We start from the raw sequence: 20975 nt of genomic DNA, 5'->3' as shown, positions 1-20975 counted from the left end.
GTCGTCACGCGTGTCGTGACGACAACGTCATGATCACCGGGTCGGTCAGCGGCCCTGGTCGGACTCCAGGCTGGCGATCGTCAGGCCCGCCGCGTCGGCGGCGGCCTCCCGGTCGGCCCGGGTGCGTTCCTCCCGGGTGAGCAGGTTGGCGTACTCGGTGACGTCGGCCGGGTCGGGCACCTCGGGCAGGCGTCGCAGGAACGCCTCCACGTCCTGTGCGGCGGCGGTGTGCGCGGCGGCCGCCTGACGCAGGATCTCGCGGTCGTCGGCGGCGGGGTACAGATCGGTCATGCCCGCCTGATACCCGGCGTCACGCCGTTCGCACCCCGGCGACCGGTCCGGCGGCCGCCGGACCCCGGGCCCCGAAGCCGGGATTGCGCAGCAGCCACGCCAGATAGGCCGGATGCGCCGCCAGCGAGTCGGTGTACGCGGCCAGCGCCGTCTCCAGCACCAGATCGGCCACCCGGGCGGCCGGGGCGTCCGGGTGCCAGCCGAGCATCAGCCGCCACCGCAGCGGGATCCCCGCCAGCCGCCGGGTCACCAGGCCGGCGACCGGGCGGAAGGTGGCCTGGCACAGGGCGATCGCCTCGCCGGCGTCCACCAGGTCCAGACAGCCGCGCACGTCCGCCTCGTACACCTTGCGGGGGGTGAACCCGGCGCGGGCGCAGGCGGCGGCGAAGCAGTCGCCGAAGCAGCCGTCGCCCGGCGCGGCCACCCACTGCTCGTGGCGCAGATCCTCCAGCCGGATCTCGTCCCGGTCGGCCAGCGGATGCGGCTCCGGCAGCAGCACGTGCACCGGATCGATCGACACCTCCCGCCAGCACAGCCCGAACTCGCCCGACGGGGACGAGTCGCCGCACACACCGGTGAGCGCGAAGTCCAGCCGGCCGCCGGCGACGAGCTGGGCCAGCTCGTCCACCGACCACGAGGCGTACGTGGTGATCTGCGCGTGCGGTTGCTCGGCGGCGAGCCGGTGCACCAGCCGCCCGAGGATGGGGCTGTTGACCCCGCCGAACCGGTACCGGCGCGGCGCGTCCCCGGCGCCGGCCAGCCGGGCCGCCTCGTCCTGCAGGCCCTTCATCGCCGGCAGCAGCACCCGCGCCCGGGCGAGCACCAGCTCGCCCAGGGCGGTGGGGCGGGCGCCGCGCCGGTCGCGCTCGAACAGCGGCCCACCCAGGGTGCGCTCGATGCGCTGGAGCTGGGCGGTGAGCGCCGGCTGTGCCAGGCCGAGCGCCGAGGCCGCCTTGGTCACGCTGCCCGTCTCGGCGATCGCGCAGACCACCCGGAGGTGGCGGAGCTCCAGGTTCATAGACCGACGGTAGGGCGGCGTGGCGGCCGGGGGAAGGGTTCGGACCGATCAACGATTTGCGATGTGTGCAGGACCACTCACTCGGGTGTCCGCCCCGACAGATCGCCCAGGTACGTGGGCCGCCCGGTCACCGCGTCGCGCAGCTTGTCCACGACGCCGACGGCCGGCTCGACGATCCGGTTCCACGGCGGGGTGGCCGGGGTACCCGGATGGGGCCGGGTCGGCGCCGCCTCCTCGGCGATCTCCAGGCGGTTGCCCAGCCGGATCAGCTCCTCGGTGGTGGCCACCTCCCGCAGGCCCCGCACCAGCGCGCCCACCTCCTCGACGTGCCGGCGCACCCGCTCGGCGACGTCGGCGAGCCCGTCCGCCGTCAGCCCCTTGAGCGCCGCGAGCAGCACCCCGTCCGCCTCGATCACCCGGTCGACCCGCTCGGTGTCCGCGGGGCGGGCCGCCCGGACGGCCGGCAGCAGGTACTGCTCCTCGGCGGACAGGTGCCGGGACAGCGCCGCGGTGAGCACGTCCAGACCCCCCTCGGGGGCCGAACCCGGGTCGGGGTCGGTCAGCCGCCGCACCAGCTCGCACAGCTGCCGGTGCTCCCCGTCGACGATGTCGGCGACGCTGCGCCCGCCCGGCCGGTAGTGCTCGTCCTCGCCGGTGGGCGGCAGCGGGGGCAGGGGAACGGTCATAATGCCCTCCCTCGGGCGGCGGAGCGCGGGTGCGGTCGCCGACGGCCGGTACCCCACCGCGGTGATCGCGAAACCGGCGCCCCCGTGCGACCCGGCGTGACCGGTCCGTCCCCGCACCGACGCGGCCGGGACGGGCGACGGGATCGGGCCGTGCGGCTGGTATGAAGAGGCAATGACGACCGACGCCGCCCCCGTCCACCCCTCGCCCACCGACGAGGTCGTCGACCTCTGCCGCGACCTGCTGCGCATCGACACCACCAACACCGGTGACAACGACACCAGCGCCGGTGAGCGCCGCGCCGCCGAGTACGTGGCGGAGAAGCTCGCCGAGGTCGGCGTGGAGTCGGTCCTCCACGAGTCGGCCCCGGGCCGGGCGAACGTGGTCGCCCGCATCCCCGGCGCCGACCCGGGCCGTCCCGCCCTGCTCGTGCACGGCCACCTCGACGTGGTGCCCGCCGACGCCGACGAGTGGTCGGTGCACCCGTTCTCCGGCGAGCAGCGCGACGGCTACCTGTGGGGCCGGGGCGCGATCGACATGAAGGACTTCGACGCGATGGCGCTCGCGGTGGTGCGGCACTGGCAGCGCACCGGCGTCCGCCCGCCCCGGGACATCGTGCTCGCGTACACCGCCGACGAGGAGGCCGGCAGCGACTACGGCGCGCACTTCCTGGTGGAGCGGCACGCGGACCTCTTCGAGGGCTGCACCGAGGCGATCGGTGAGGTCGGCGGCTTCTCGTACTCGGTTGACGAGAACCGGCGGCTCTACCTGATCGAAACCGCCCAGAAGGGCATCGACTGGCTGCGCCTGCACGCGAAGGGCCGCCCCGGCCACGGCTCGATGGTGCACGACGACAACGCCGTCACGGCCCTCGCCGAAGCCGTCGCCCGGGTCGGCCGGCACCGCTTCCCGGTCGTCATGACCGACACGGTGCGCGCCTTCCTGGAGCAGGTGTCCGAGGTGCTCGGCATCGAGCTGGACCCGGACGACCCGGAGACCGCCATCGCCAAGCTCGGCCCGATCGCCAACATCATCGGCGCGACCATCCGCAACACCGCCAACCCGACCCGCCTCGCCGCCGGGTACAAGGACAACGTGATCCCGGGGCGGGCCACCGCCACCATCGACTGCCGCAGCCTCCCCGGCCAGTCCGAGCTGCTGGAGCAGCAGCTGCGCGAGCTGGTCGGCCCGGACATCGCCATCGAGTACGTCCAGCGCCAGCCGGCGCTGGAGACCACCTTCGACGGCGACCTGGTGGCGGCGATGTCCGCGGCGCTGCGCGCCGAGGACCCGGGAGCCCGGCCGGTGCCGTACATGCTCTCCGGCGGCACCGACGCGAAGGCGTTCTCGCAGCTCGGGATCCGCTGCTTCGGTTTCGCGCCGCTGCGGCTGCCGGCCGACCTGAACTTCTCCGCGCTGTTCCACGGCATCGACGAGCGGGTTCCGGTGGACGGGCTACAGTTCGGCGTGCGGGTTCTCGACCGGTTCCTCCGCACCTGCTGACCCGCGTCCGGTTCCCGGCGCGGTACTCCCCGAACATCGAAGGGACTTCCACACATGACCGACCAGCACGGTGAGCTGGACGCCGCCCTCGAACGCGTCATCGAAGCGGCCCGCCACCACCTGGCCGCCGTCCGCGCCGCGCAGGGCCGCATCGACGACGACGACGTCTGGCAGGCGTACGTGACCTTGAACAACGCGTCGTACGCCTACGACGAGCAACTCATGGACGCCTTCGGCGAGGTCACCCCGTGGGACGTGGAGTCGATCGACCCGGACGAGGCCGACAAGCGGTTCGCCGGCCTCGAAGGGGTCGAGCCGACCGACCCGCACCCGCAGGTCATCTCGGTGCGCCAGCGGCGCGACTACCGGGTGCCGAGCGTCTCCGCGCTCATCCGCGCCGCCGAGGCGGCCCGCCGCGCGGGCACCCCCGACGACGACGAGCCCGAGCCCGTCGAGGGCGTCGGCGAGGCCGTGCTGGAACTGCTCCAGAGCGGGGACGGCTCGCTCGCCGCGCTGGACGTGCCGGAGCTGGAGCCGCTCGACGGCGTGGTGATGGTCAGCGAGGTCAGCACCCCGGTCGACCTGGAGTCCTTCGACGACGACGACGCGGTCGGCCCGTTCCAGCCGGCCCCCGACGACCGACTCGTCGGCCGGCTCGACGAGCACCCGTTCCTGGAACTCGACGACGAGGAGCACGACCACGCCCACTGACCACGCGTCACCTGACCGGCGCGCGACCGGTCAGGTGGCGACGCCCGGGGACCGGCCGGACGGCCCGGACCCCGGGCGGGCCGGCCGCCACCGGGCGACGGCCGGGTGGCCGGTCAGTACGACAGGCCCGGCTGCGGCTGGTTGATCCGGCGACGGCGCAACATCACCTGCCGCGTACCGTCCCGGAACAGCCGCACCCGGGCCAACTCCCAGCCGGAGAACTCCGCCTGGATCGCCAGCTGCGCCGCGGCGGTCAACCGGTCGACATTCGGCGGCAACCGCAGCGGCGCGTATTCGTAGTCCATGCGCCCTATGCTGCCCAGCCCGGCGGCCCGGCGCCACCCCCCGGCGGGTGACCCGCGCCGCCCCGCCCGGCGGGCCGCCGTACGCGCGCCCGGCCGGGGTCACGCGGTGGGGACGTTCGCCGCCAGCAGCGCGGTCAGGGCCGGCGCGGCCAGCGTGAGGGCCGCCGGGCCACCGGCGTCCACCGCCAACCCCCACCGCCCGTCCGGCCAGTCCGCGAACAGCTCGGCACAGGGTACGGCCACGAACGGCACCCCCGACCCGGCGAACGCGGTCAGCGCCTCCGGCGAGGTGAACACCGGGAGCAGCGGCGCCCCGTCGGCGTCGGTGACGACCGCCCAGGGAAAGCCCCGCTCCGGGGACGGCTCCGCCGTGAGCGGCACGCACACCACCACCCCGGCGAGCACCGCCAGGAAACCGGCCAGGTCCCGGCGTCCGACGGCCGCCGCCAGGCGCTCCCGGACCGCCCCGTCCGCCGCCGGCCACCCGGGCCGCCCGCCACCTCCGCCGGCGGGCTTCCCGGCCACCGGCCCGGCGCCGGCGCTGCCGCCGTCCCGGCCCGCAGCGGGCGTCGCCCCGCCGCCGCCCGCCGGTTCGGGACGCGCCCGGGAAGCGGCCGGTGATGCCACCCGGCAGGAGAGCGCGTCCGGGTCGTCGGTCAGCACCGCCGCCGCGGTCCGCAGCGCGAAGTCACTCCACCAGCGCACCGCGCGCGGGGTACGCGGCGTCTCGAACCACCAGCCGCCCCCCGCGCCGGGCGGCTGCCAGCCGAGACCGGCCAGCCGTTGCGCGTCGTACCCCGGGCACTCCCCACGGACGGTGTCCCGCCGCACCATCAGGCGCAGCCGGCGGTCCCCGGCGGTGAGCTCCAGGTCGGTGTCCCGGTGGCACCGGACCAGCGTGTCGTGCAGCCGGGCGACCAGGTCGGGCCAGCCCGAGGTCATGCCGGCGGCCCCGGCAGCCGCCCGTCCAGGCGGCCGAGCCGCTCGATGGCCTCCTCCAGCCGGCGGCCCTGCGCGGAGAAGTCGCCGGGCTCGCCGAACAGGCCGCCCAGGCCCGCGCCGAGCGTCGCCTCCAGCCCCTCGGTCCGGTCGGTGAGCTGCTCCGCCGCCGCCGAGCGGGCCTGCCGGTACGCGGCCAGCACCATCGCCGACAACTCCTCCGTGCCGGCGCGGAGCGCGGCGGGTGCGAAGGTCACGCCTTGCAGCTCGCCGGCGGCGTCCACTGTGGCCGTGACCAGGCCGGAGTCGTCCGTGGCGGTGCCACTGAGCTCGGCGAGGTCGTCCTGGAGCCCGGCGAACCGGCGTTGGATGTCGGCGATCCGTCCGGCGAGCGCGTCGAACGCGGACAGCGGGTCACTCATGCGAAACCTTCCCCCATTGCGGCACCGGCGGGGTGGCGACCGGCGACCGCATGATCGTATCTTCGGTAGGCCGCGACGGTGGGGAGGACGGCATGGCGGACATCGACGTCGACGTGCAGGCGGTACGACGGTTGGCGGCGGCGGCGAAACAGGTGGCCGCGTCGCTCGGCGCGCTGGAAGGCCGGGTGGTGTCCGCGGGCGACCTGCCCGACGACGCGTTCGGCCACCTGCCGTTCGCCAGCGACATCCTCCGCGCCACGTACGCCGAGCAGGTCAGCGGCGGGATGGAGCTGTTCCGCTCCGGCCGCGACGCGTTCGAGCGGGTCGGCGCCGCGCTGGGCTCGACGGCGGAGACGTACGAGCGCAACGAGCAGGACATCGACGCGGGCTTCCGCGCGATCGGCGGCGGGATGGCCGGGTGAGCGGGCCCGCCGGCACCGCCGTCGAGCTGTGGAACGGCCTCGACAACGCCCTGTCCGGCGTGGACCGTGCCGTCGACGGTGTCTGCCGCACCCTGGCCTGGCCGCTGATCCAGCTCGTCGACCTCGTCGACGGCGAGCCGGCCGCGCTGCGCGCCAAGGCCACCGAGTGGGACGCGCTCGCCGTCGAGGTGCGCGAGCTGGCGATGGGCCACCGCGGTGTCCGCGAGGCCGAGCAGGCCGGCTGGCGCTCACCCGCCGGCGAGGCGTACGGCACGCGGCTGGCCGAGGTGGAGCAGCAGCTGCTGGACGTGGCCGAGCATTTCGCCGCCACGGCCGAGTACCTGCGCGGCACCGCCGACGCCCTGCAGACCGTGCACGACGTGCTGGTCGACATCTGCGTCGAGTTCGTCAACTTCCTGCTGGTCACGCTGGTGACCGCGCTGCTGATGGCGCCGTTCACCGCCGGCGCGTCCTGGGCGGCGGGCCTGGCCCTCGGGGTCACCCGGGGCATGATCGCCCTCGCCCGGATGCTCAAGGTGATCCGGCCCCTCGCCGCCCACCTGCAGAAGGTCATCAAGCTGCTGCAACGGGTCCTGTACCACCTGCGCAAGCTGCGCAACCACCTGGACAAGCTGGTCGACAAGCAGAAGGCGCTGCGCACCGGCACGAAGTACGCCGACAAGCGGCGCGCCGCCGGCGAGGCCGACAAGTGGTTCCACAAGTTCCTCGACCCCACGAAGGGCACCTGGAAGCTCGGCAAGTCCGGGTCGCCGTTCGACATGAGCGCCTTCGAGCGTCTCGGCGCGCTGCGGGCGCACGGCGTCGGCGACGGGGCGCGGGTGATCGGCCGGGACTGGGCCACCAACCTGCCGTGGAACATCCCCAACTCGGTGGTGCACGGTGTCACCTGGGGCAGCGTCGCCGTGGTCAGCGGGCTCTCCGTGCCCGGCATGGACCAGGTCGGTGACCAGGTCGACCAGGCCGTGCGGGACGGCGCCGACTGGATCGACCAGAATGTCTTCGGGCAGCCGCCCGCGACGCAACCGGCCGGCCGGTGAGGGCCGATCGAGGAGGTACGGCGTGACCGGAGCACGAGGTCGACTCGGTCGGCTGACCGACGCGGTGCTCGGCGGCGCCCGGGCCGCCCGGGACAAGGCCCGCGAGCTGCGCGACGAGTTCCGCACCAGCGACGAACCGGAACGCGCCCTGGTCGCCCCGCTGGTACCCGACCAGGAGCTCCGCTACGTCGGCCTGGCGCCGGTCCGCACGCCGGAGACGCACCGGGCGGGCAGCCAGCTCGCCGACCGGGTCGGCACCGAGGTCGCCGAGGCCCTCGACCCGCGTGCCCTGTTCGGGCTGCTCAACATCGTCAACCCGGTGGCGTGGGTGGAGGCGGTGCTGGCGCCGGTCCGGATCGCCGCCGGCGTCCTGCTGCTGCCGGGCAGGGCCGCCGCGGTCGCCGCCGGCCTGCCCGAGTCGGTGGGCGACCAGCCGGAGCGTCCCGCCCCGTCGCAGCCCGCCGAGCCGCGTGAGCCGCTGCCGCTGACCCCGGAGCAGGAGGCCTTCCGCACCCTGTTCCGGCTCAGCCGGTACCGCCCGCTGGCCGACCAGCTCGCCGAGATCGCCTACCGGCGGCGGTACGTCTTCAGCGGCGACCTCGCCACCCTCGCCGGCAGCCTGCTGCTGTTCCTGGAGCGCTACACCGGCACGCCACTCGCGGTGACCGACACCCACCTGCTCCTGCTGCGGATGGGCCGCCGGCCCGACGAGGGGCGGCCGGACCGCCGCCGGCCGCAGGTGCTGTGGAGCGTGGAGCGGCGGCGGATCGCCCGGATCGACTCCGAGGGCGGTGCGCGGCTCATGCAGTTCCCGTCGACCGTCGTCTTCGACGACGGGTCGTGGATCCGCATCGTCAACCCGGCGACCCGGGACGACCAGTCGCGCTTCCTCGCCGCCGTCCGCGACACCGCCGGCGACCGTCCGACGCCCTGATCCCGGACCGGACGGGCACCGGCCCGGCCGCGGCCCTCGGTTCGCGCCCTGCTCAGCCGTCGCGTTCCGGGTAGCCGACCTCGACCGCCGACACGTCGTCGAGCGCCGTCACGATCTCGTCCGGCAGGGTCATCCGCTCGACCTGGAGCACGCCGAGCAGCTGACCGACCGTGCGGGCGCCCAGGATCGGCGCGACCACGCCCGGCCGGTCGCGGACCCAGGCCAGCGCGACCTCCATCGGGGAGACCCCGAGACCGCCCGCGGCGGTGGCGACCGCCTCCACGATGCTGGAGCACCGCGGCTCCAGGTAGGTGGCGACGAACCGTTCGAAGTGCGGCGACGCGGCCCGGGAGTCGGCGGGCCGGCCGTGCCGGTACTTGCCGGTGAGCACCCCCCGCCCGAGCGGCGACCAGGGCAGGACGCCCAGCCCGAGCGCCTCGCAGGCCGGCAGCACCTCCCGCTCGATGCCGCGTTCCAGCAACGAGTACTCCACCTGCGTGGCGACCACCGGGGCCCGGCCGGGCCAGGCGGTCTGCCACGCGGCGGCCCGGGCGGTCTGCCAGCCGGAGAAGTTCGACACGCCCACGTAGCGGACCCGCCCGCTGGCCACCGCGTGGTCCAGCGCGGCGAGGGTCTCCTCCAGCGGCGTGTCGGGGTCGTACCCGTGCACCTGGAACAGGTCGACGTGGTCGGTGCCGAGCCGGCGCAGCGAGGCGTCCAGCGTCCGCAGCAGGTGCCCGCGCGAGCCGTCGCGGCGCCGGCCGCTGCCCGGCCGCAGCCCCGCCTTGGTGGCGATCAGCAGTTCGTCGCGGGGGACCAGGGTGCCCAGAAGGGAGCCGATCACGGACTCGGCGTCGCCGTCGCCGTAGACGTCGGCGGTGTCGATCAGGTTGCCGCCCGCGTCGAGGTAGCTCTTCAGCTGGGCGGCCGCGTCGTCGGCGTCGGTGTCCCGGCCCCAGGTCATGGTGCCGAGCGCGAGCCGCGAAACCGCCAGCCCGCTTCGGCCGAGCGGTCGCTGTTGCATGCGTGAACCTTATTTCCAACGGGGCCGCACCGATATCCTCGCTCCCGTCAAGTCTGCCGGCAGGTCCGTGGATCCGCTCGCCCGGGTCGCCGCGCGCCCTCCGTCGCCGCTCGCACCGGTTTTCCGTGAGCCGGTGATCGGGTGCGGCGGGGGCATTGCGTAACCTGATGCGACCTGTGGTGCGGATGGGGGAGGACTAGTGCGACTCGGGCTCAGCCTCGGATACCAGACGGCGTGGAGCACACCGGCCGACCACCTGGCCCTGGCCCAGGAGGCGGACCGGCTCGGCTACTCGGTGGTGTGGGCGGCGGAGGCCTACGGCTCCGACTCGCCGAGCATGCTCGCCTGGATGGCCGGCCAGACCCAGCGGATCGACGTGGGCAGCGCGGTGATGCAGATTCCCGCCCGGACGCCGGCGATGACCGCGATGACCGCGGCGACCATCGACGCGCTCTCCGGCGGCCGGTTCCGGCTGGGTCTGGGCGTGTCCGGGCCGCAGGTCTCCGAGGGCTGGCACGGCGTACGGTTCGGCAAGCCCCTGGCGCGGACCCGCGAGTTCGTCGACATCGTGAAGCTGGCGGTGGCCCGCAAGGAGGTCGCCTACGACGGCGAGTTCTACACCCTGCCGCTGCCCGACGGGCCGGGCAAGGCGCTGCGCCTGGGCTTCCACCCGCCCCGCGAGCACATCCCGATCTACCTGGCCGCTGTCGGTCCGAAGAACCTGGAACTCGCCGGGGAGATCGCCGACGGCTGGCTGGCCGTCTTCTACGCGCCGGAGTTCGCCGAGGAGCAGCTCGCCAGCGTGCGGGCCGGCCGGGCGAAGGTCGGCAAGGAGCTGGCCGGGTTCGACGTGGTGCCGTCGGTGCCGGTGGTGGTCGGCGACGACATCGCGTCCTGCGCCGAGCTGGTCCGCTGGTACGCGGCCCTCTACGTGGGCGGCATGGGCAGCCGGCAGCAGAACTTCTACAACCAGCTCGCCACCCGGATGGGGTACGGCGACGCCGCTCGTGAGGTGCAGGACCTGTACCTGGCGAAGCGGCAGCGCGACGCCGCCGCGGCGGTGCCGATGGAGTTCATCGACCGCACCTCGCTGCTCGGCCCGAAGGAGCGCATCGCCGACCGGTTGCGGGAGTACGCGGCGGCCGGTGTCACCACCCTGTCGGTGACGCTGTTCGCCGCCGACCGGGACAGCGGCGTGCAGACGCTGCGTACCGTCGCCGAGGCGCTGGACCTCTCGGGAGTCGGGGAGTGACCTGGGTCGAAGCCATCGTTCTGGGCATCGTCCAGGGGCTCACCGAGTTCCTGCCGGTCAGCTCCTCCGGGCACCTGCGGATCACGTCGGCGATCTTCTTCGAGCGGGACGCCGGCGCGTCGTTCACCGCGGTGACGCAGCTCGGCACCGAGGCGGCGGTGCTGATCTACTTCGCCAAGGACATCTGGCGGATCGCCCGGACGTGGGTGGTCGGCCTGTGGGACCGGTCGGTGCGTTCCAGCCTCGACTACCGGATGGCCTGGTACGTGATCGTCGGCTCGATCCCGATCGGCTTGTTCGGCTTCCTGTTCAAGGATCAGATCCGCACCGCCGGCCGGAACCTGTGGCTGGTCGCCACGACGCTGATCGTGTTCGCGTTCGTGCTGGCGTTCGCCGAGTACTGGGGCCGGCAGACCCGCACCCTGGAGAACTTCCGGATGAAGGACGGCATCGTGATGGGCTTCGCCCAGGCGATGGCGCTGATCCCGGGCGTCTCCCGCTCCGGTGGCACGCTCACCGCCGGCCTGCTGCTCAACCTGACCCGGGAGACGGCGGCCCGCTACTCGTTCCTGCTGGCCATCCCCGCCGTGGTCATGTCGGGCATCTTCAGCCTCGGGGACGTCTTCGAGCCCGCGGCGCCGGGCACCTCGGTGCCGAGCGGCGCGCAGATGGTCGTGGCGACGATCATCGCGTTCGCGGTGGGGTACGCGGCCATCGCCTGGCTGCTGCGCTACGTCGCGCACCACACCCTGTACGTCTTCGTGCTGTACCGGGTCGCCCTGGGCACGCTGGTGCTCGCCCTGCTGCTGACCGGCACGATCAGCGCCACCTGAGCCGCCCGCCCAGCGGGAGGTCTTGGCGGGTTTCGGCCCCGCGAAGGGCCGTTTCCTTCCCGAGATCTCCCGCCGGGCCGCGCTCCTCACCGGACGCGGCCACACCCCCGAGCCTGGCCGGCACGATCCCGCCCACCACACCGCCTAGGGTGGTCAGCGTGGCGACCCTTCTGCTTCTGCGACACGGCCGGACGACCGCGAACGCGGACGGCGGGCTGGCCGGCCGGCAGCCGGTCGAGCTGGACGAGACCGGCCGGGCGCAGGCCACAGCCGTCGGGGAGCGGCTCAGGCCGGTGCCGCTGGCGGCGGTGGTGACCAGCCCGCTGGTCCGCTGCCGGCAGACCCTCGAGCTGGCGCTGCCGGAGGCGACGCCGGTGGTGGAGGACGGGCTGATCGAGTGCGGGTACGGCAGCTGGGAGGGGCAGCCGCTGAAGAAGCTGGCGAAGGAGCCGCTGTGGCCCGTCGTCCAGCAGCATCCCAGCGCGGCGGTCTTCCCCGGGGGTGAGGCGATGGCCGCCATGGCGGCGCGGGCGGTCGCCTCGGTACGGGCCTGGGACGCCCGGGTGACCGCCGAGCACGGCGCCGAGGCGGTGTGGCTGGCCTGCACCCACGGCGATGTGATCAAGGCGATCGTGGCCGACGCGCTCGGCGTACACCTGGATCTCTTCCAGCGCATCGTCGCGGACCCGGCGTCGGTCACGGCGATCCGTTACACGCCGTTGCGGCCGTTCCTGGTCCGGCTCAACGACACCGGCGGCGACCTGGCGGCGCTGGTCCCGCCGCCGCGGAAGCGGCGCCGGCGGACGCCGCGCGCGGCCGACTCGGACGCGGCGGTCGGCGGGGGAGCGGGAACGACCGCGCGGTGACGGCCCGCCGGGGCGGCCGCGCACCGGGGACGCGCCCGAGCCCCTCGTGTGCCGCGCTGGGCGATTCGGGTCGGTGGGGTGCGCGCTGCGTGGGCGCGCCGGATAGGGTCGAGGCATGACCCACCAGGTGCACGCCTTCGAGCCGCCGGAGCGGTTCGTCGCCGGGACCGTCGGGCCGCCGGGGGATCGGACGTTCTTCCTCCAGGCGCGCGGCGGCGGCCGGCTGGTCAGCGTCGCGCTGGAGAAGGTCCAGGTCTCGCTGCTGGCCGAGAAGCTGGAGGAGCTGCTCTCCGAGGCGCAGCGCCGGTTCGGGGTGAAGGTTCCCGAGCCCAGCGCCACGCTCGGCGACAACGACCCGCTGGACACGCCGGTCGACGAGGAGTTCCGGGTCGGCACGCTGGGGCTGGCCTTCGACGTCGACACCGAGACGGTGGTGATCGAGGCGATCGCCGTCGGCGAGACCGAGGCCGAGGTCGAGCTGGGCGAGCCGGACGACGAGGAGTCCGACGACGACGAGGAGCCGGACGACGACCTGGACCGGCTCCGGGTGCGGCTGACGCCGGAGGCGACCCGGCAGTTCATCGAGCGCGCCCGGCGGGTGGTCAACGCCGGCCGTCCGCCCTGCCCGCTGTGCGGCCAGCCGCTCGACCCCGCGGGTCACCTCTGCCCGCGCCACAACGGTTACCACCGGTGACCTCGTCCGACCTGCAACCCCGCCAGGACGGCGACGCCGCGCTCCGGCTGCTCCGGGACGGCATGCTCGACCTGGAGGGCCGGCTGGTCGACGCGTCGAACACCACGCTGCGGGGCGTGCTGACCCTGGACGGGGTGACCGCCCGCTGTGTCTACAAGCCGGTCCGGGGTGAGCGCCCGCTCTGGGACTTCCCCGACGGCACCCTCGCCGGCCGGGAGGTCGCCGCGTACCTGGTGTCCCGTGCCACCGGATGGGATCTGGTGCCGCCGACGGTGCTCCGGGACGGCCCGCTGGGCCCGGGTTCCTGCCAGCTCTGGATCGACGAGCCGGCCGAGGGTGAGCCGTTGGTCGGGTTCGTGCCGGTTGACGCGCTGCCGCCCCGCTGGTTCCCGATCGCGGCGGCCCGGGACGACGACGGCACCCCGTACGCCCTCGCGCACGCCGACGACCCGCGGCTGGCCCGCCTCGCCGTGCTCGACGCGGTGATCAACAACGGCGACCGGAAGGGCGGCCACGTGCTGCTCGGCGCGGACGACCGGATCTACGGGGTGGACCACGGTGTGAGCTTCCACGTGGAGGAGAAGCTGCGGACGGTCCTGTGGGGCTGGGCGGGTCGAGAGTTGCCGCCGGACGTGGTGGAGGTGCTCGACGCGCTCGCCGGCCGGGTCGCCGGTGATCTCGGCGAGGAGTTGGGCGAGCACCTCACCCTCGGCGAGGTCGCCGAACTGGCCGCCCGGATCGAGCGGCTGCGCGCCACGGGCCGGTTCCCGCAGCCGCCGCAGGACTGGCCGGCGGTGCCCTGGCCGCCCATGTGAGCGATGTCGCCTTGATCACCGGTGGCGCGGCCCGGGGCTGCCCGTCGGCTGGTTAGGCTGGCGGTCATGGAGTCTTGGGTGGGGCATGAGGTGCCACGGCTGCCCGGCAGGGGCGGCCCGCTGTCGTTGTTCGACTCGGCGCGGCAGGGCGCGGCGCCCAGCACCCCGACCGGCACAGGCACGATGTACGTCTGCGGCATCACCCCGTACGACGCCACCCACCTCGGCCACGCCGCCACCATGATCACTTTCGACCTGGTGCAGCGGCTGTGGCGGGACGCGGGGCTCGACGTCACGTATGTGCAGAACGTCACCGACATCGACGACCCGCTGCTGGAGCGCGCCGCCCGGGACGGCGAGGACTGGAAGGTCCTCGCGATGCGGGAGACCGCCCTGTTCCGGGAGGACATGGAGGCGCTGCGGATCATCCCGCCGGCGCACTACGTCGGGGCCGTGGAGTCGATCCCGGACATCGCCGAGAAGGTTCTCGTCCTGCTCAAGGAGGGTGCCGCGTACCGGCTGGACGACGGCACCGGTGACATCTACTTCGACATCTCCGCCGCGCCCCGCTTCGGGTACGAGTCCAACCTGACCCGGGAGCAGATGCTGGAGATCTTCCCCGAGCGCGGCGGCGACCCGGACCGGGCCGGCAAGCGCGACCCGCTCGACCCGCTGCTGTGGCGCGGCGCCCGGGAGGGCGAGCCGTCCTGGCCCGGCGGTGACCTGGGCCCGGGTCGTCCCGGCTGGCACATCGAGTGCGCGGTCATCGCGCTCAACCTGCTCGGCGACCGGATCGACGTGCAGGGCGGCGGCAACGACCTGATCTTCCCGCACCACGAGTGCTCCGCCGCGCACGCCGAGCGGCTGACCGGCGAGGCGCCGTTCGCCGGCCACTACGTGCACGCCGGCATGATCGGCCTGGACGGCGAGAAGATGTCGAAGTCCCGCGGCAACCTGGTCTTCGTGTCCCGGCTGCGGGCCGACAAGGTGGATCCGATGGCGGTCCGGCTGGCCCTGATGAGCGGACACTACCGCAGCGACCGGTCGTGGACCGACGACCTGCTCGCCGTCTCGCAGGAGCGGCTGGCCCGGTGGCGGCGGGCCGCCGCCGCGCCGTCCGGGCCGTCCGGCGCGGCCCTTCTGACCGGGGTACGCGAGCGCCTCGCCGACGATCTCGACACCCCCGGTGCGCTCGCTCTGGCCGACGCCTGGGCCGATCAGGCGCTCGCCGGCACCGGCGACGACCCGGCGGCCCCGGCCCTGTTCACGCAGACGGTGGACGCCCTCCTCGGCATCCGGCTGTAGCCGTCTGCGGGCCGGCCGCCCTCGCGCCGCCCGGGCCTCAGCCGAGGACCAGGCCGGGGTCCGGGTCCGGGTCCGGGTTCGGGGCGGGGACGCGGTACTCCTCGGTCAGCGTGGTGACCGGACCGGGCCAGGTCGCCTGGGCGACCTCGATCGGTCTGTGGCGTCCGTCGTAGGCGACGTGCAGCAGGTGCAGCACCGGTGTGTCGGGGCGGATCTGGAGGATCTCCGCCTCCTCCCGGCTGGGTTGGCGGGCGCTGATCGTGTCGGTGGCGGTGACGTACCGCCGGCCGGTCGCCTCCTCGGCCTCCTGGTAGAGCGGCCGGCCGAACGCCTCGGCCCGCTCCAGCGAGGTGCCGGCGGTGTCGGCGGGCAGGAACCAGGAGGCGCCGACCTCGACCGGGGAGTCCTCGGTGCGGACCAGGTGCCGGCGGCAGAGCAGGTCGGTGCCGTCGGCGACCCCGAACGCGTCGGCGACCTCGGGCGGGGCAGGAGCCCGGCCGACGGAGAGGAGCTGCTGCCGGTACCGGGCGGCCAGGTCGGTGTGGTAGCCGCGGAAGCCGCCGTACCGGCCCCGGGAGAGGCGGTTGAGGCGGCGCCGGGTGCCGCGGACGTACGTACCCGAGCCGGGTTTGGTGATCAGGATGCCCTCGACGCGCAGCTGGTCGACGGCGCGCTGCACGGTCTGCTTCGCGACGCCGAACATCTCGGCGATGGCCGGGATGGACGGCAGCCGTTCGCCCGGCCCCCAGTCGCCGCGGCGCACCTGGGCCTTGAGCTGCGCGGCGATCTGCCGGTGCGGGAACTCGGCCGCGCCGGGGTTGATCTGCATACCCGCCTCCTCGATCACAGCTAGGTTCCTAGGATGCCCTACGCGGTGTGAGCCGCGCCACCCGTGACACACGCTGTGCGGCCCGCCCGCCCCGACCAGGGGGAGCAGCGCGCAGACGAACCGGTGGCAGGGAACGAAACGGGCCCCGGAACGGATCCGGGGCCCGGTCAGCGGACGAGCGTCACCAGGAGCCGGCGGTGGGGCCGGCGGAACCGCCACGGCGGCGCAGGTACTTCTCGAACTCCTGGGCGATCTCGTCCCCGGTCAGCGGGGTGATGCCGGCGTCGCCGACCCGTTCCTCCAGCTCGCGGACGTACTCGCCGAGCTCGGCGTCCTGCTCGGCCGCGCTGCGCACCCGCTGCTCCCACTCGGCGGCCTCCTCCGCGAGGTCGGCCATCGGGACCGGCAGGTCGAGCACCTCCTCGACGCGGTGCAGCAGGGCGAGGGTGGCCTTCGGGCAGGGCGGGTTGTTGGCGTAGTGCGGCACGTGCACCCAGAACGACACCGCGTCCACCTCGGCGCGGGTGCACGCGTCGTGCAGCACCCCGACGATGCCGGTCGGGCCGTCGTAACGGGTGGGCGTGAGCTGGTAGCGCTGGGCGGCGTCCTTGTCGGAGGCGCTCCCGCTGATCGGCAGCGGCCGGGTGTACGGCACGTCGGCCAGCAGCGCGCCGAGCAGGACCACCCGCTCGACCTCTAGGCTGTGGCAGATCTCCAGCACCTGCTCGCAGAAGGTGCGCCAGCGCATGCTGGGCTCGATGCCCCGGATCAGCACCACGTCCCGTTCCGTGCCGGCCGGGCTGGCGACCATGAAGCGGGTGGTCGGCCACTCCACCCGGCGGGTCTCCCCGTCCGACATGGTGATGGTGGGACGGCTGACCTGGAAGTCGTAGAAGTCCTCCGGGTCCAGCTCGGTGACCGGCCGGGCCTGCCACACCTGCTCCAGGTGCTCCACGGCCGCGGTCGACGCGTCGGCGGCGTCGTTCCAGCCCTCGAAGGCGGCGATGGCCACGGGGGACCGCAGCACCGGCAGTCCGTCGAACTCGGTCATGCCGTCACCTCGCCCTGCTCGTCGGGGACGGCGCCGGAGTGGTTTCCGGCCGGCCGCCCGCCGTGCACGGTGGTGTCGCTGTAGTCCCTCACGTCCGTCAGCCTACGTGCCGGGACCGGACCCGGCCCGTCGGCCGCGCCGGTCGTGCCCGCCGCCGGCCGGCCATACCGTAACGAACCGGTCCGGGGTGATCCCGGTGACAGTATGTGGGACCGGCGAGCCGGGTTCGACCACGCCGCGACCGGTCGCACTAACCTGAACCTGTGCGGATCTCTTTCCTCGACGCCCTGGCGGACCGGATCCTGATCGCCGACGGGGCGATGGGGACGATGCTGCACGCGGCGGACCTGACCCTCGACGACTTCGACGGCCTTGAGGGCTGCAACGAGATCCTCAACGTGACCAGGCCGGACGTCGTCCGCGGGGTGCACGAGGCGTACCTGGCCGCGGGCGCGGACTGCGTGGAGACCAACACCTTCGGCGCGAACCTGCCGAACCTCGCCGAGTACGGCATCGAGGGGCGCATCCGCGAGCTGTCCGAGGCGGGCGCCCGGCTGGCCCGCGCGGCCGCCGACGGGTACGCCACGCCGGAGCAGCCCCGTTTCGTCCTCGGCTCGATCGGCCCCGGCACGAAGCTGCCCACCCTCGGGCACGCCGCGTACGCGTCGCTGCGGGACGCGTACCAGGAGAACGCCGCCGGTCTGATCGCCGGGGGCTCGGACGCGCTGATCGTCGAGACCTGCCAGGACCTGCTCCAGGTCAAGGCGGCGGTGGTGGGCTCGAAGCGGGCGATGGTCGAGTTGGGCCGGCAGGTGCCGATCATCTGCCACGTCGCCGTGGAGACGACCGGCACGATGCTGCTGGGCAGCGAGATCGGCGCGGCGCTGACCGCGATCGAGCCGCTCGGTGTGGACCTGATCGGCCTGAACTGCTCGACCGGCCCGGCGGAAATGGGCGAGCACCTGCGCTACCTGTCGCAGCACGCGCGGGTCCCGCTGTCGGTGATGCCGAACGCCGGCCTGCCGGTGCTGACCTCCGAGGGCGCGTACTTCCCGCTGACCCCGGTCGAGATGGCCGACGCCCTGGAGCGCTTCGTCGCCGACTACGGCGTCTCGCTGGTCGGTGGCTGCTGCGGCAGCACCCCGGAGCACATCCGGGTCCTCGTGGAGCGGCTGCGTGGCCGTACGCCGGTGGCCCGGGAGCCGCGGCCGGAGCCGGGCGTCTCGTCGATCTACCACCACGTGCCGTTCGCGCAGGACGCCAGCGTGCTGATGGTGGGGGAGCGGACCAACGCCAACGGCTCCAAGGCGTTCCGGGAAGCGATGATCGCCGGTGACTGGCAGGCGTGCGTGGAGATCGCCCGCGGCCAGGCCCGGGACGGCTCCCACCTGCTGGACCTCTGCGTCGACTACGTGGGTCGCGACGGCACGCGGGACATGCGGGAGCTGGCCGGCCGGTTCGCGACCGCCTCCACCCTGCCGATCATGCTCGACTCCACCGAGCCGGGGGTGGTCGAGGCCGGGTTGGAGATGCTCGGCGGCCGGTGCGTGGTCAACTCGGTGAACTTCGAGGACGGCGACGGCCCCGACTCCCGCTACGCGCGGGTGATGCCGGTCGTCAAGGAGCACGGGGCCGCCGTGGTCGCGCTGCTCATCGACGAGGAGGGCCAGGCCCGCACCCGGGAGTGGAAGGTCCGGGTCGCCTCGCGGCTGATCGAGGACCTGACCGGCCGCTGGGGGATGTCGCGGTCGGACATCCTCATCGACGCGCTGACCTTCCCGATCGCCACCGGTCAGGAGGAGACCCGCCGCGACGGCATCGAGACGATCGAGGCCATCCGGGAGATCGCCGCCCGGTACCCGGGGGTGAACTTCACGCTGGGCATCTCCAACGTCTCGTTCGGTCTCAACCCGGCGGCGCGGCAGGTGCTCAACTCGGTGTTCCTGCACGAGTGCGTGCAGGCCGGGCTCACCTCGGCGATCGTGCACGCCAGCAAGATCCTGCCGATGTCGAAGATCCCCGAGCAGCAGCGGGAGGTCGCGCTCGACCTGGTCTACGACCGGCGCCGCGAGGGGTACGACCCGGTGCAGCGCTTCATCGAGCTGTTCGAGGGCGTCGACGCCGCGTCGGCGCGCGCCAGTCGGGCGGAGGAGCTCGCGGCCCTGCCGCTGGACGAGCGGCTCAAGCGGCGGATCATCGACGGGGAGCGCAACGGCCTGGAGGCCGACCTGGACACGGCCATGGCCGAGGGCCGGTCGCCGCTGTCCATCATCAACGACATCCTGCTGGACGGGATGAAGGTCGTCGGTGAGCTGTTCGGCTCCGGCCAGATGCAGTTGCCGTTCGTGCTCCAGTCCGCCGAGGTGATGAAGACCGCGGTGGCCTACCTGGAACCGCACATGGAGAAGGCCGACGACGGCGGCAAGGGCCGCATCGTGCTCGCCACGGTGAAGGGCGACGTGCACGACATCGGCAAGAACCTGGTGGACATCATCCTGTCCAACAACGGCTACGAGGTGGTGAACATCGGCATCAAGCAGCCGATCAACGCCATCCTCGACGCCGCCGAGCAGCACCGCGCCGACGCGATCGGCATGTCCGGGCTGCTGGTCAAGAGCACGGTCATCATGAAGGAGAACCTGGTCGAGATGGCTTCGCGCGGGGTCGCGGAGCGGTGGCCGGTCCTGCTCGGCGGGGCGGCGCTGACCCGGGCGTACGTGGAGGACGACCTGCGGTCGATGTTCCCCGGGCAGGTGCACTACGCGCGGGACGCGTTCGAGGGGCTGTCCCTGATGGACCGGGTGATGGCGGCGAAGCGTGGTGGCGCGCCCGTGGTCGACGCGGAGCGGGAGGCCGCTCTCGCCGCCCGCCGGGCCCGCCGGGAGCGGCAGCGGGCCGTCGTCACCGAGTCGCTGCCCGAGCTGCACGACTCGTCGGTCCGCTCCGACGTGGCGGTCGACGTGGAGGTGCCCACCCCGCCGTTCCTCGGTACGCGGGTGGTCAAGGGCGTTCCGCTGGCCGACTACGCGGCGCTGCTCGACGAGCGGGCCACGTTCCTCGGTCAGTGGGGGCTGCGCGGCGCGCGGGGCGGGCAGGGGCCGTCCTACGAGGAGCTGGTGGAGACCGAGGGCCGGCCGCGGCTGCGCTACTGGCTGGACCGGCTGATCGCCGACCAGGTCCTCGAAGCGGCCGTCGTGTACGGCTACTTCCCGGCGTACTCCGAGGGCAACGACCTGGTGGTGCTGGACGAGAACGGCCACTCCGAGCGGGCCCGCTTCTCGTTCCCCCGGCAGCGGCAGGAGCGGCGGCTCTGCCTCGCGGACTTCTTCCGCCCGCGGGGCGACGAGTTGGACGTGGTGGCGTTGCAGCTGGTCACCGTCGGCCAGCCGATGAGCGAATACACGGCGAAGCTGTTCGCCCGCAACGAGTACCGCGACTACCTGGAGGTGCACGGCCTGTCCGTGCAGCTCACCGAGGCCCTCGCCGAGTACTGGCACCGGCGGGTCCGCGCCGAGCTGACCCTGCCCGGCGGGCGTACGGTGGCCGACGACGACCCGGCGGACCTGGCCGGGTTGCTGCGTACCGACTACCGCGGCTGCCGGTACGCGTTCGGCTACCCGGCCTGCCCCGACCTGGAGGACCGCGCCAAGATCGTGGACCTGCTGGGGGCGGAGCGGATCGGTGTGCAGCTGTCCGAGGAGTTCCAGCTCGTCCCGGAGCAGGCCACCGACGCGATCGTGGTCCACCACCCGGAGGCGAGCTACTTCAACGCCAAGTGACGCCGTCACCCTTCCTGGACTGCGTCAACACCTCCGGCTAGCTCGTACGAGCGGCAGTTGCGCCCAAGGCCTTTCCTCGGTCACGTTGCTCCGCCAGGCTTGCGCCGGGCGGGGGCTGATCGACGGACCGCCAGCCGTCAGTCACACTGAGGGGCGCGTGCGGAGGCCGCTAGGCGATGGTTGGGCGATCGAGATGTCCGGTGCGTGGACGCGGGAGCGCACCGAAGACGGTGTCGCGAC

At 73.7% G+C, this 20975-nt stretch carries 21 protein-coding genes; 12 read left to right on the top strand and 9 right to left on the bottom strand.

The window, feature by feature from the left end; genetic code table 11:
• Window positions 1-45: 45 nt before the first annotated feature.
• From ACN26Y_RS23250 to ACN26Y_RS23240, 3 genes are all read right to left on the bottom strand, one after another.
• Window positions 46-291 (bottom strand): hypothetical protein, encoded by a 246-nt coding sequence (locus tag ACN26Y_RS23250; protein WP_422733513.1) that lies wholly within the window; start codon window positions 289-291, stop codon window positions 46-48.
• 19 nt (window positions 292-310) lie between these two features.
• Window positions 311-1309, bottom strand: coding sequence for a LysR family transcriptional regulator (locus ACN26Y_RS23245; protein ID WP_155332316.1), 999 nt, complete (start codon window positions 1307-1309; stop codon window positions 311-313).
• A 77-nt stretch (window positions 1310-1386) separates the two neighbouring features.
• On the bottom strand, window positions 1387-1995 hold the full coding sequence (locus tag ACN26Y_RS23240; protein WP_155332315.1) for a hemerythrin domain-containing protein: 609 nt from the start codon (window positions 1993-1995) through the stop codon (window positions 1387-1389).
• A gap of 172 nt (window positions 1996-2167) precedes the next feature.
• Here ACN26Y_RS23240 and ACN26Y_RS23235 point away from each other — a divergent pair, with 172 nt between their 5' ends.
• On the top strand, window positions 2168-3496 hold the full coding sequence (locus ACN26Y_RS23235; RefSeq protein WP_155332314.1) for a M20/M25/M40 family metallo-hydrolase: 1329 nt from the start codon (window positions 2168-2170) through the stop codon (window positions 3494-3496).
• 54 nt (window positions 3497-3550) lie between these two features.
• The gene (locus tag ACN26Y_RS23230; protein ID WP_155332313.1) at window positions 3551-4207 is read left to right on the top strand and encodes a hypothetical protein; all 657 of its coding nucleotides are present in this window, start codon (window positions 3551-3553) and stop codon (window positions 4205-4207) included.
• Window positions 4208-4320: 113 nt separating this feature from the next.
• On the opposite strand, the gene ACN26Y_RS23225 is transcribed toward ACN26Y_RS23230, so the two are convergent.
• From ACN26Y_RS23225 to ACN26Y_RS23215, 3 genes are all read right to left on the bottom strand, one after another.
• Window positions 4321-4512 carry a DUF5703 family protein gene (locus tag ACN26Y_RS23225; RefSeq protein ID WP_088993715.1) on the bottom strand — a complete coding sequence of 64 codons (192 nt, stop codon included), beginning with the start codon at window positions 4510-4512 and terminating at the stop codon, window positions 4321-4323.
• A 99-nt stretch (window positions 4513-4611) separates the two neighbouring features.
• Window positions 4612-5454, bottom strand: coding sequence for an SseB family protein (locus ACN26Y_RS23220; protein WP_155332312.1), 843 nt, complete (start codon window positions 5452-5454; stop codon window positions 4612-4614).
• A complete protein-coding gene (locus tag ACN26Y_RS23215) occupies window positions 5451-5873 on the bottom strand; it encodes a YbaB/EbfC family nucleoid-associated protein (protein ID WP_155332311.1) in 423 nt (140 codons plus the stop codon). Before ACN26Y_RS23215 ends, ACN26Y_RS23220 begins: the two co-directional genes overlap by 4 nt.
• A gap of 92 nt (window positions 5874-5965) precedes the next feature.
• On the opposite strand from ACN26Y_RS23215, the gene ACN26Y_RS23210 reads away from it, so the two are divergent.
• From ACN26Y_RS23210 to ACN26Y_RS23200, 3 genes are read left to right on the top strand one after another with little or no spacing between them, the layout of a single operon-like run.
• Window positions 5966-6295 (top strand): hypothetical protein, encoded by a 330-nt coding sequence (locus tag ACN26Y_RS23210; protein WP_155332310.1) that lies wholly within the window; start codon window positions 5966-5968, stop codon window positions 6293-6295.
• On the top strand, window positions 6292-7353 hold the full coding sequence (locus ACN26Y_RS23205; protein ID WP_155332309.1) for a WXG100 family type VII secretion target: 1062 nt from the start codon (window positions 6292-6294) through the stop codon (window positions 7351-7353). The genes ACN26Y_RS23210 and ACN26Y_RS23205 overlap by 4 nt, the downstream gene beginning before the upstream one ends.
• Window positions 7354-7375: 22 nt before the next feature.
• On the top strand, window positions 7376-8287 hold the full coding sequence (locus ACN26Y_RS23200; RefSeq protein WP_155332308.1) for a hypothetical protein: 912 nt from the start codon (window positions 7376-7378) through the stop codon (window positions 8285-8287).
• Window positions 8288-8339: 52 nt separating this feature from the next.
• Here the strand turns inward: ACN26Y_RS23200 and ACN26Y_RS23195 are convergent, their stop codons facing one another.
• Window positions 8340-9311 (bottom strand): aldo/keto reductase, encoded by a 972-nt coding sequence (locus ACN26Y_RS23195; RefSeq protein ID WP_155332307.1) that lies wholly within the window; start codon window positions 9309-9311, stop codon window positions 8340-8342.
• Between the two features lie 199 nt (window positions 9312-9510).
• Between ACN26Y_RS23195 and ACN26Y_RS23190 the strand changes: the two genes are divergently transcribed.
• From ACN26Y_RS23190 to mshC, 6 genes are all read left to right on the top strand, one after another.
• On the top strand, window positions 9511-10563 hold the full coding sequence (locus ACN26Y_RS23190; RefSeq protein WP_155332306.1) for an LLM class F420-dependent oxidoreductase: 1053 nt from the start codon (window positions 9511-9513) through the stop codon (window positions 10561-10563).
• The gene (locus ACN26Y_RS23185; protein WP_155332305.1) at window positions 10560-11396 is read left to right on the top strand and encodes an undecaprenyl-diphosphate phosphatase; all 837 of its coding nucleotides are present in this window, start codon (window positions 10560-10562) and stop codon (window positions 11394-11396) included. Before ACN26Y_RS23190 ends, ACN26Y_RS23185 begins: the two co-directional genes overlap by 4 nt.
• Window positions 11397-11545: 149 nt before the next feature.
• The gene (locus ACN26Y_RS23180; RefSeq protein WP_155332304.1) at window positions 11546-12262 is read left to right on the top strand and encodes an MSMEG_4193 family putative phosphomutase; all 717 of its coding nucleotides are present in this window, start codon (window positions 11546-11548) and stop codon (window positions 12260-12262) included.
• Window positions 12263-12377: 115 nt separating this feature from the next.
• Entirely contained in the window at window positions 12378-12956 is a 579-nt protein-coding gene (locus tag ACN26Y_RS23175) for a DUF3090 domain-containing protein (protein WP_155332303.1), read from the top strand.
• Window positions 12953-13771, top strand: a complete 819-nt coding sequence (locus ACN26Y_RS23170; protein ID WP_422733512.1) for an SCO1664 family protein — start codon at window positions 12953-12955, stop codon at window positions 13769-13771. The genes ACN26Y_RS23175 and ACN26Y_RS23170 overlap by 4 nt, the downstream gene beginning before the upstream one ends.
• A gap of 66 nt (window positions 13772-13837) precedes the next feature.
• Window positions 13838-15076, top strand: coding sequence for a cysteine--1-D-myo-inosityl 2-amino-2-deoxy-alpha-D-glucopyranoside ligase (mshC, locus tag ACN26Y_RS23165; protein ID WP_155332301.1), 1239 nt, complete (start codon window positions 13838-13840; stop codon window positions 15074-15076).
• A 37-nt stretch (window positions 15077-15113) separates the two neighbouring features.
• Here mshC and ACN26Y_RS23160 read toward each other — a convergent pair whose 3' ends face one another.
• Complete coding sequence (locus ACN26Y_RS23160; RefSeq protein WP_155332300.1) at window positions 15114-15905, bottom strand: GntR family transcriptional regulator; 792 nt, start codon at window positions 15903-15905, stop codon at window positions 15114-15116.
• Window positions 15906-16086: 181 nt separating this feature from the next.
• Entirely contained in the window at window positions 16087-16956 is an 870-nt protein-coding gene (locus ACN26Y_RS23155; RefSeq protein WP_155332299.1) for a PAC2 family protein, read from the bottom strand.
• Between the two features lie 263 nt (window positions 16957-17219).
• Here ACN26Y_RS23155 and metH point away from each other — a divergent pair, with 263 nt between their 5' ends.
• Window positions 17220-20735, top strand: coding sequence for a methionine synthase (gene metH / locus ACN26Y_RS23150; RefSeq protein ID WP_422733511.1), 3516 nt, complete (start codon window positions 17220-17222; stop codon window positions 20733-20735).
• Window positions 20736-20975: the final 240 nt, after the last annotated feature.

It is taken from the genome of Micromonospora sp. WMMD558, assembly GCF_049315255.1.
Lineage (GTDB): Bacteria > Actinomycetota > Actinomycetes > Mycobacteriales > Micromonosporaceae > Micromonospora.
This window is presented reverse-complemented; position numbering and strand designations above follow the sequence as displayed.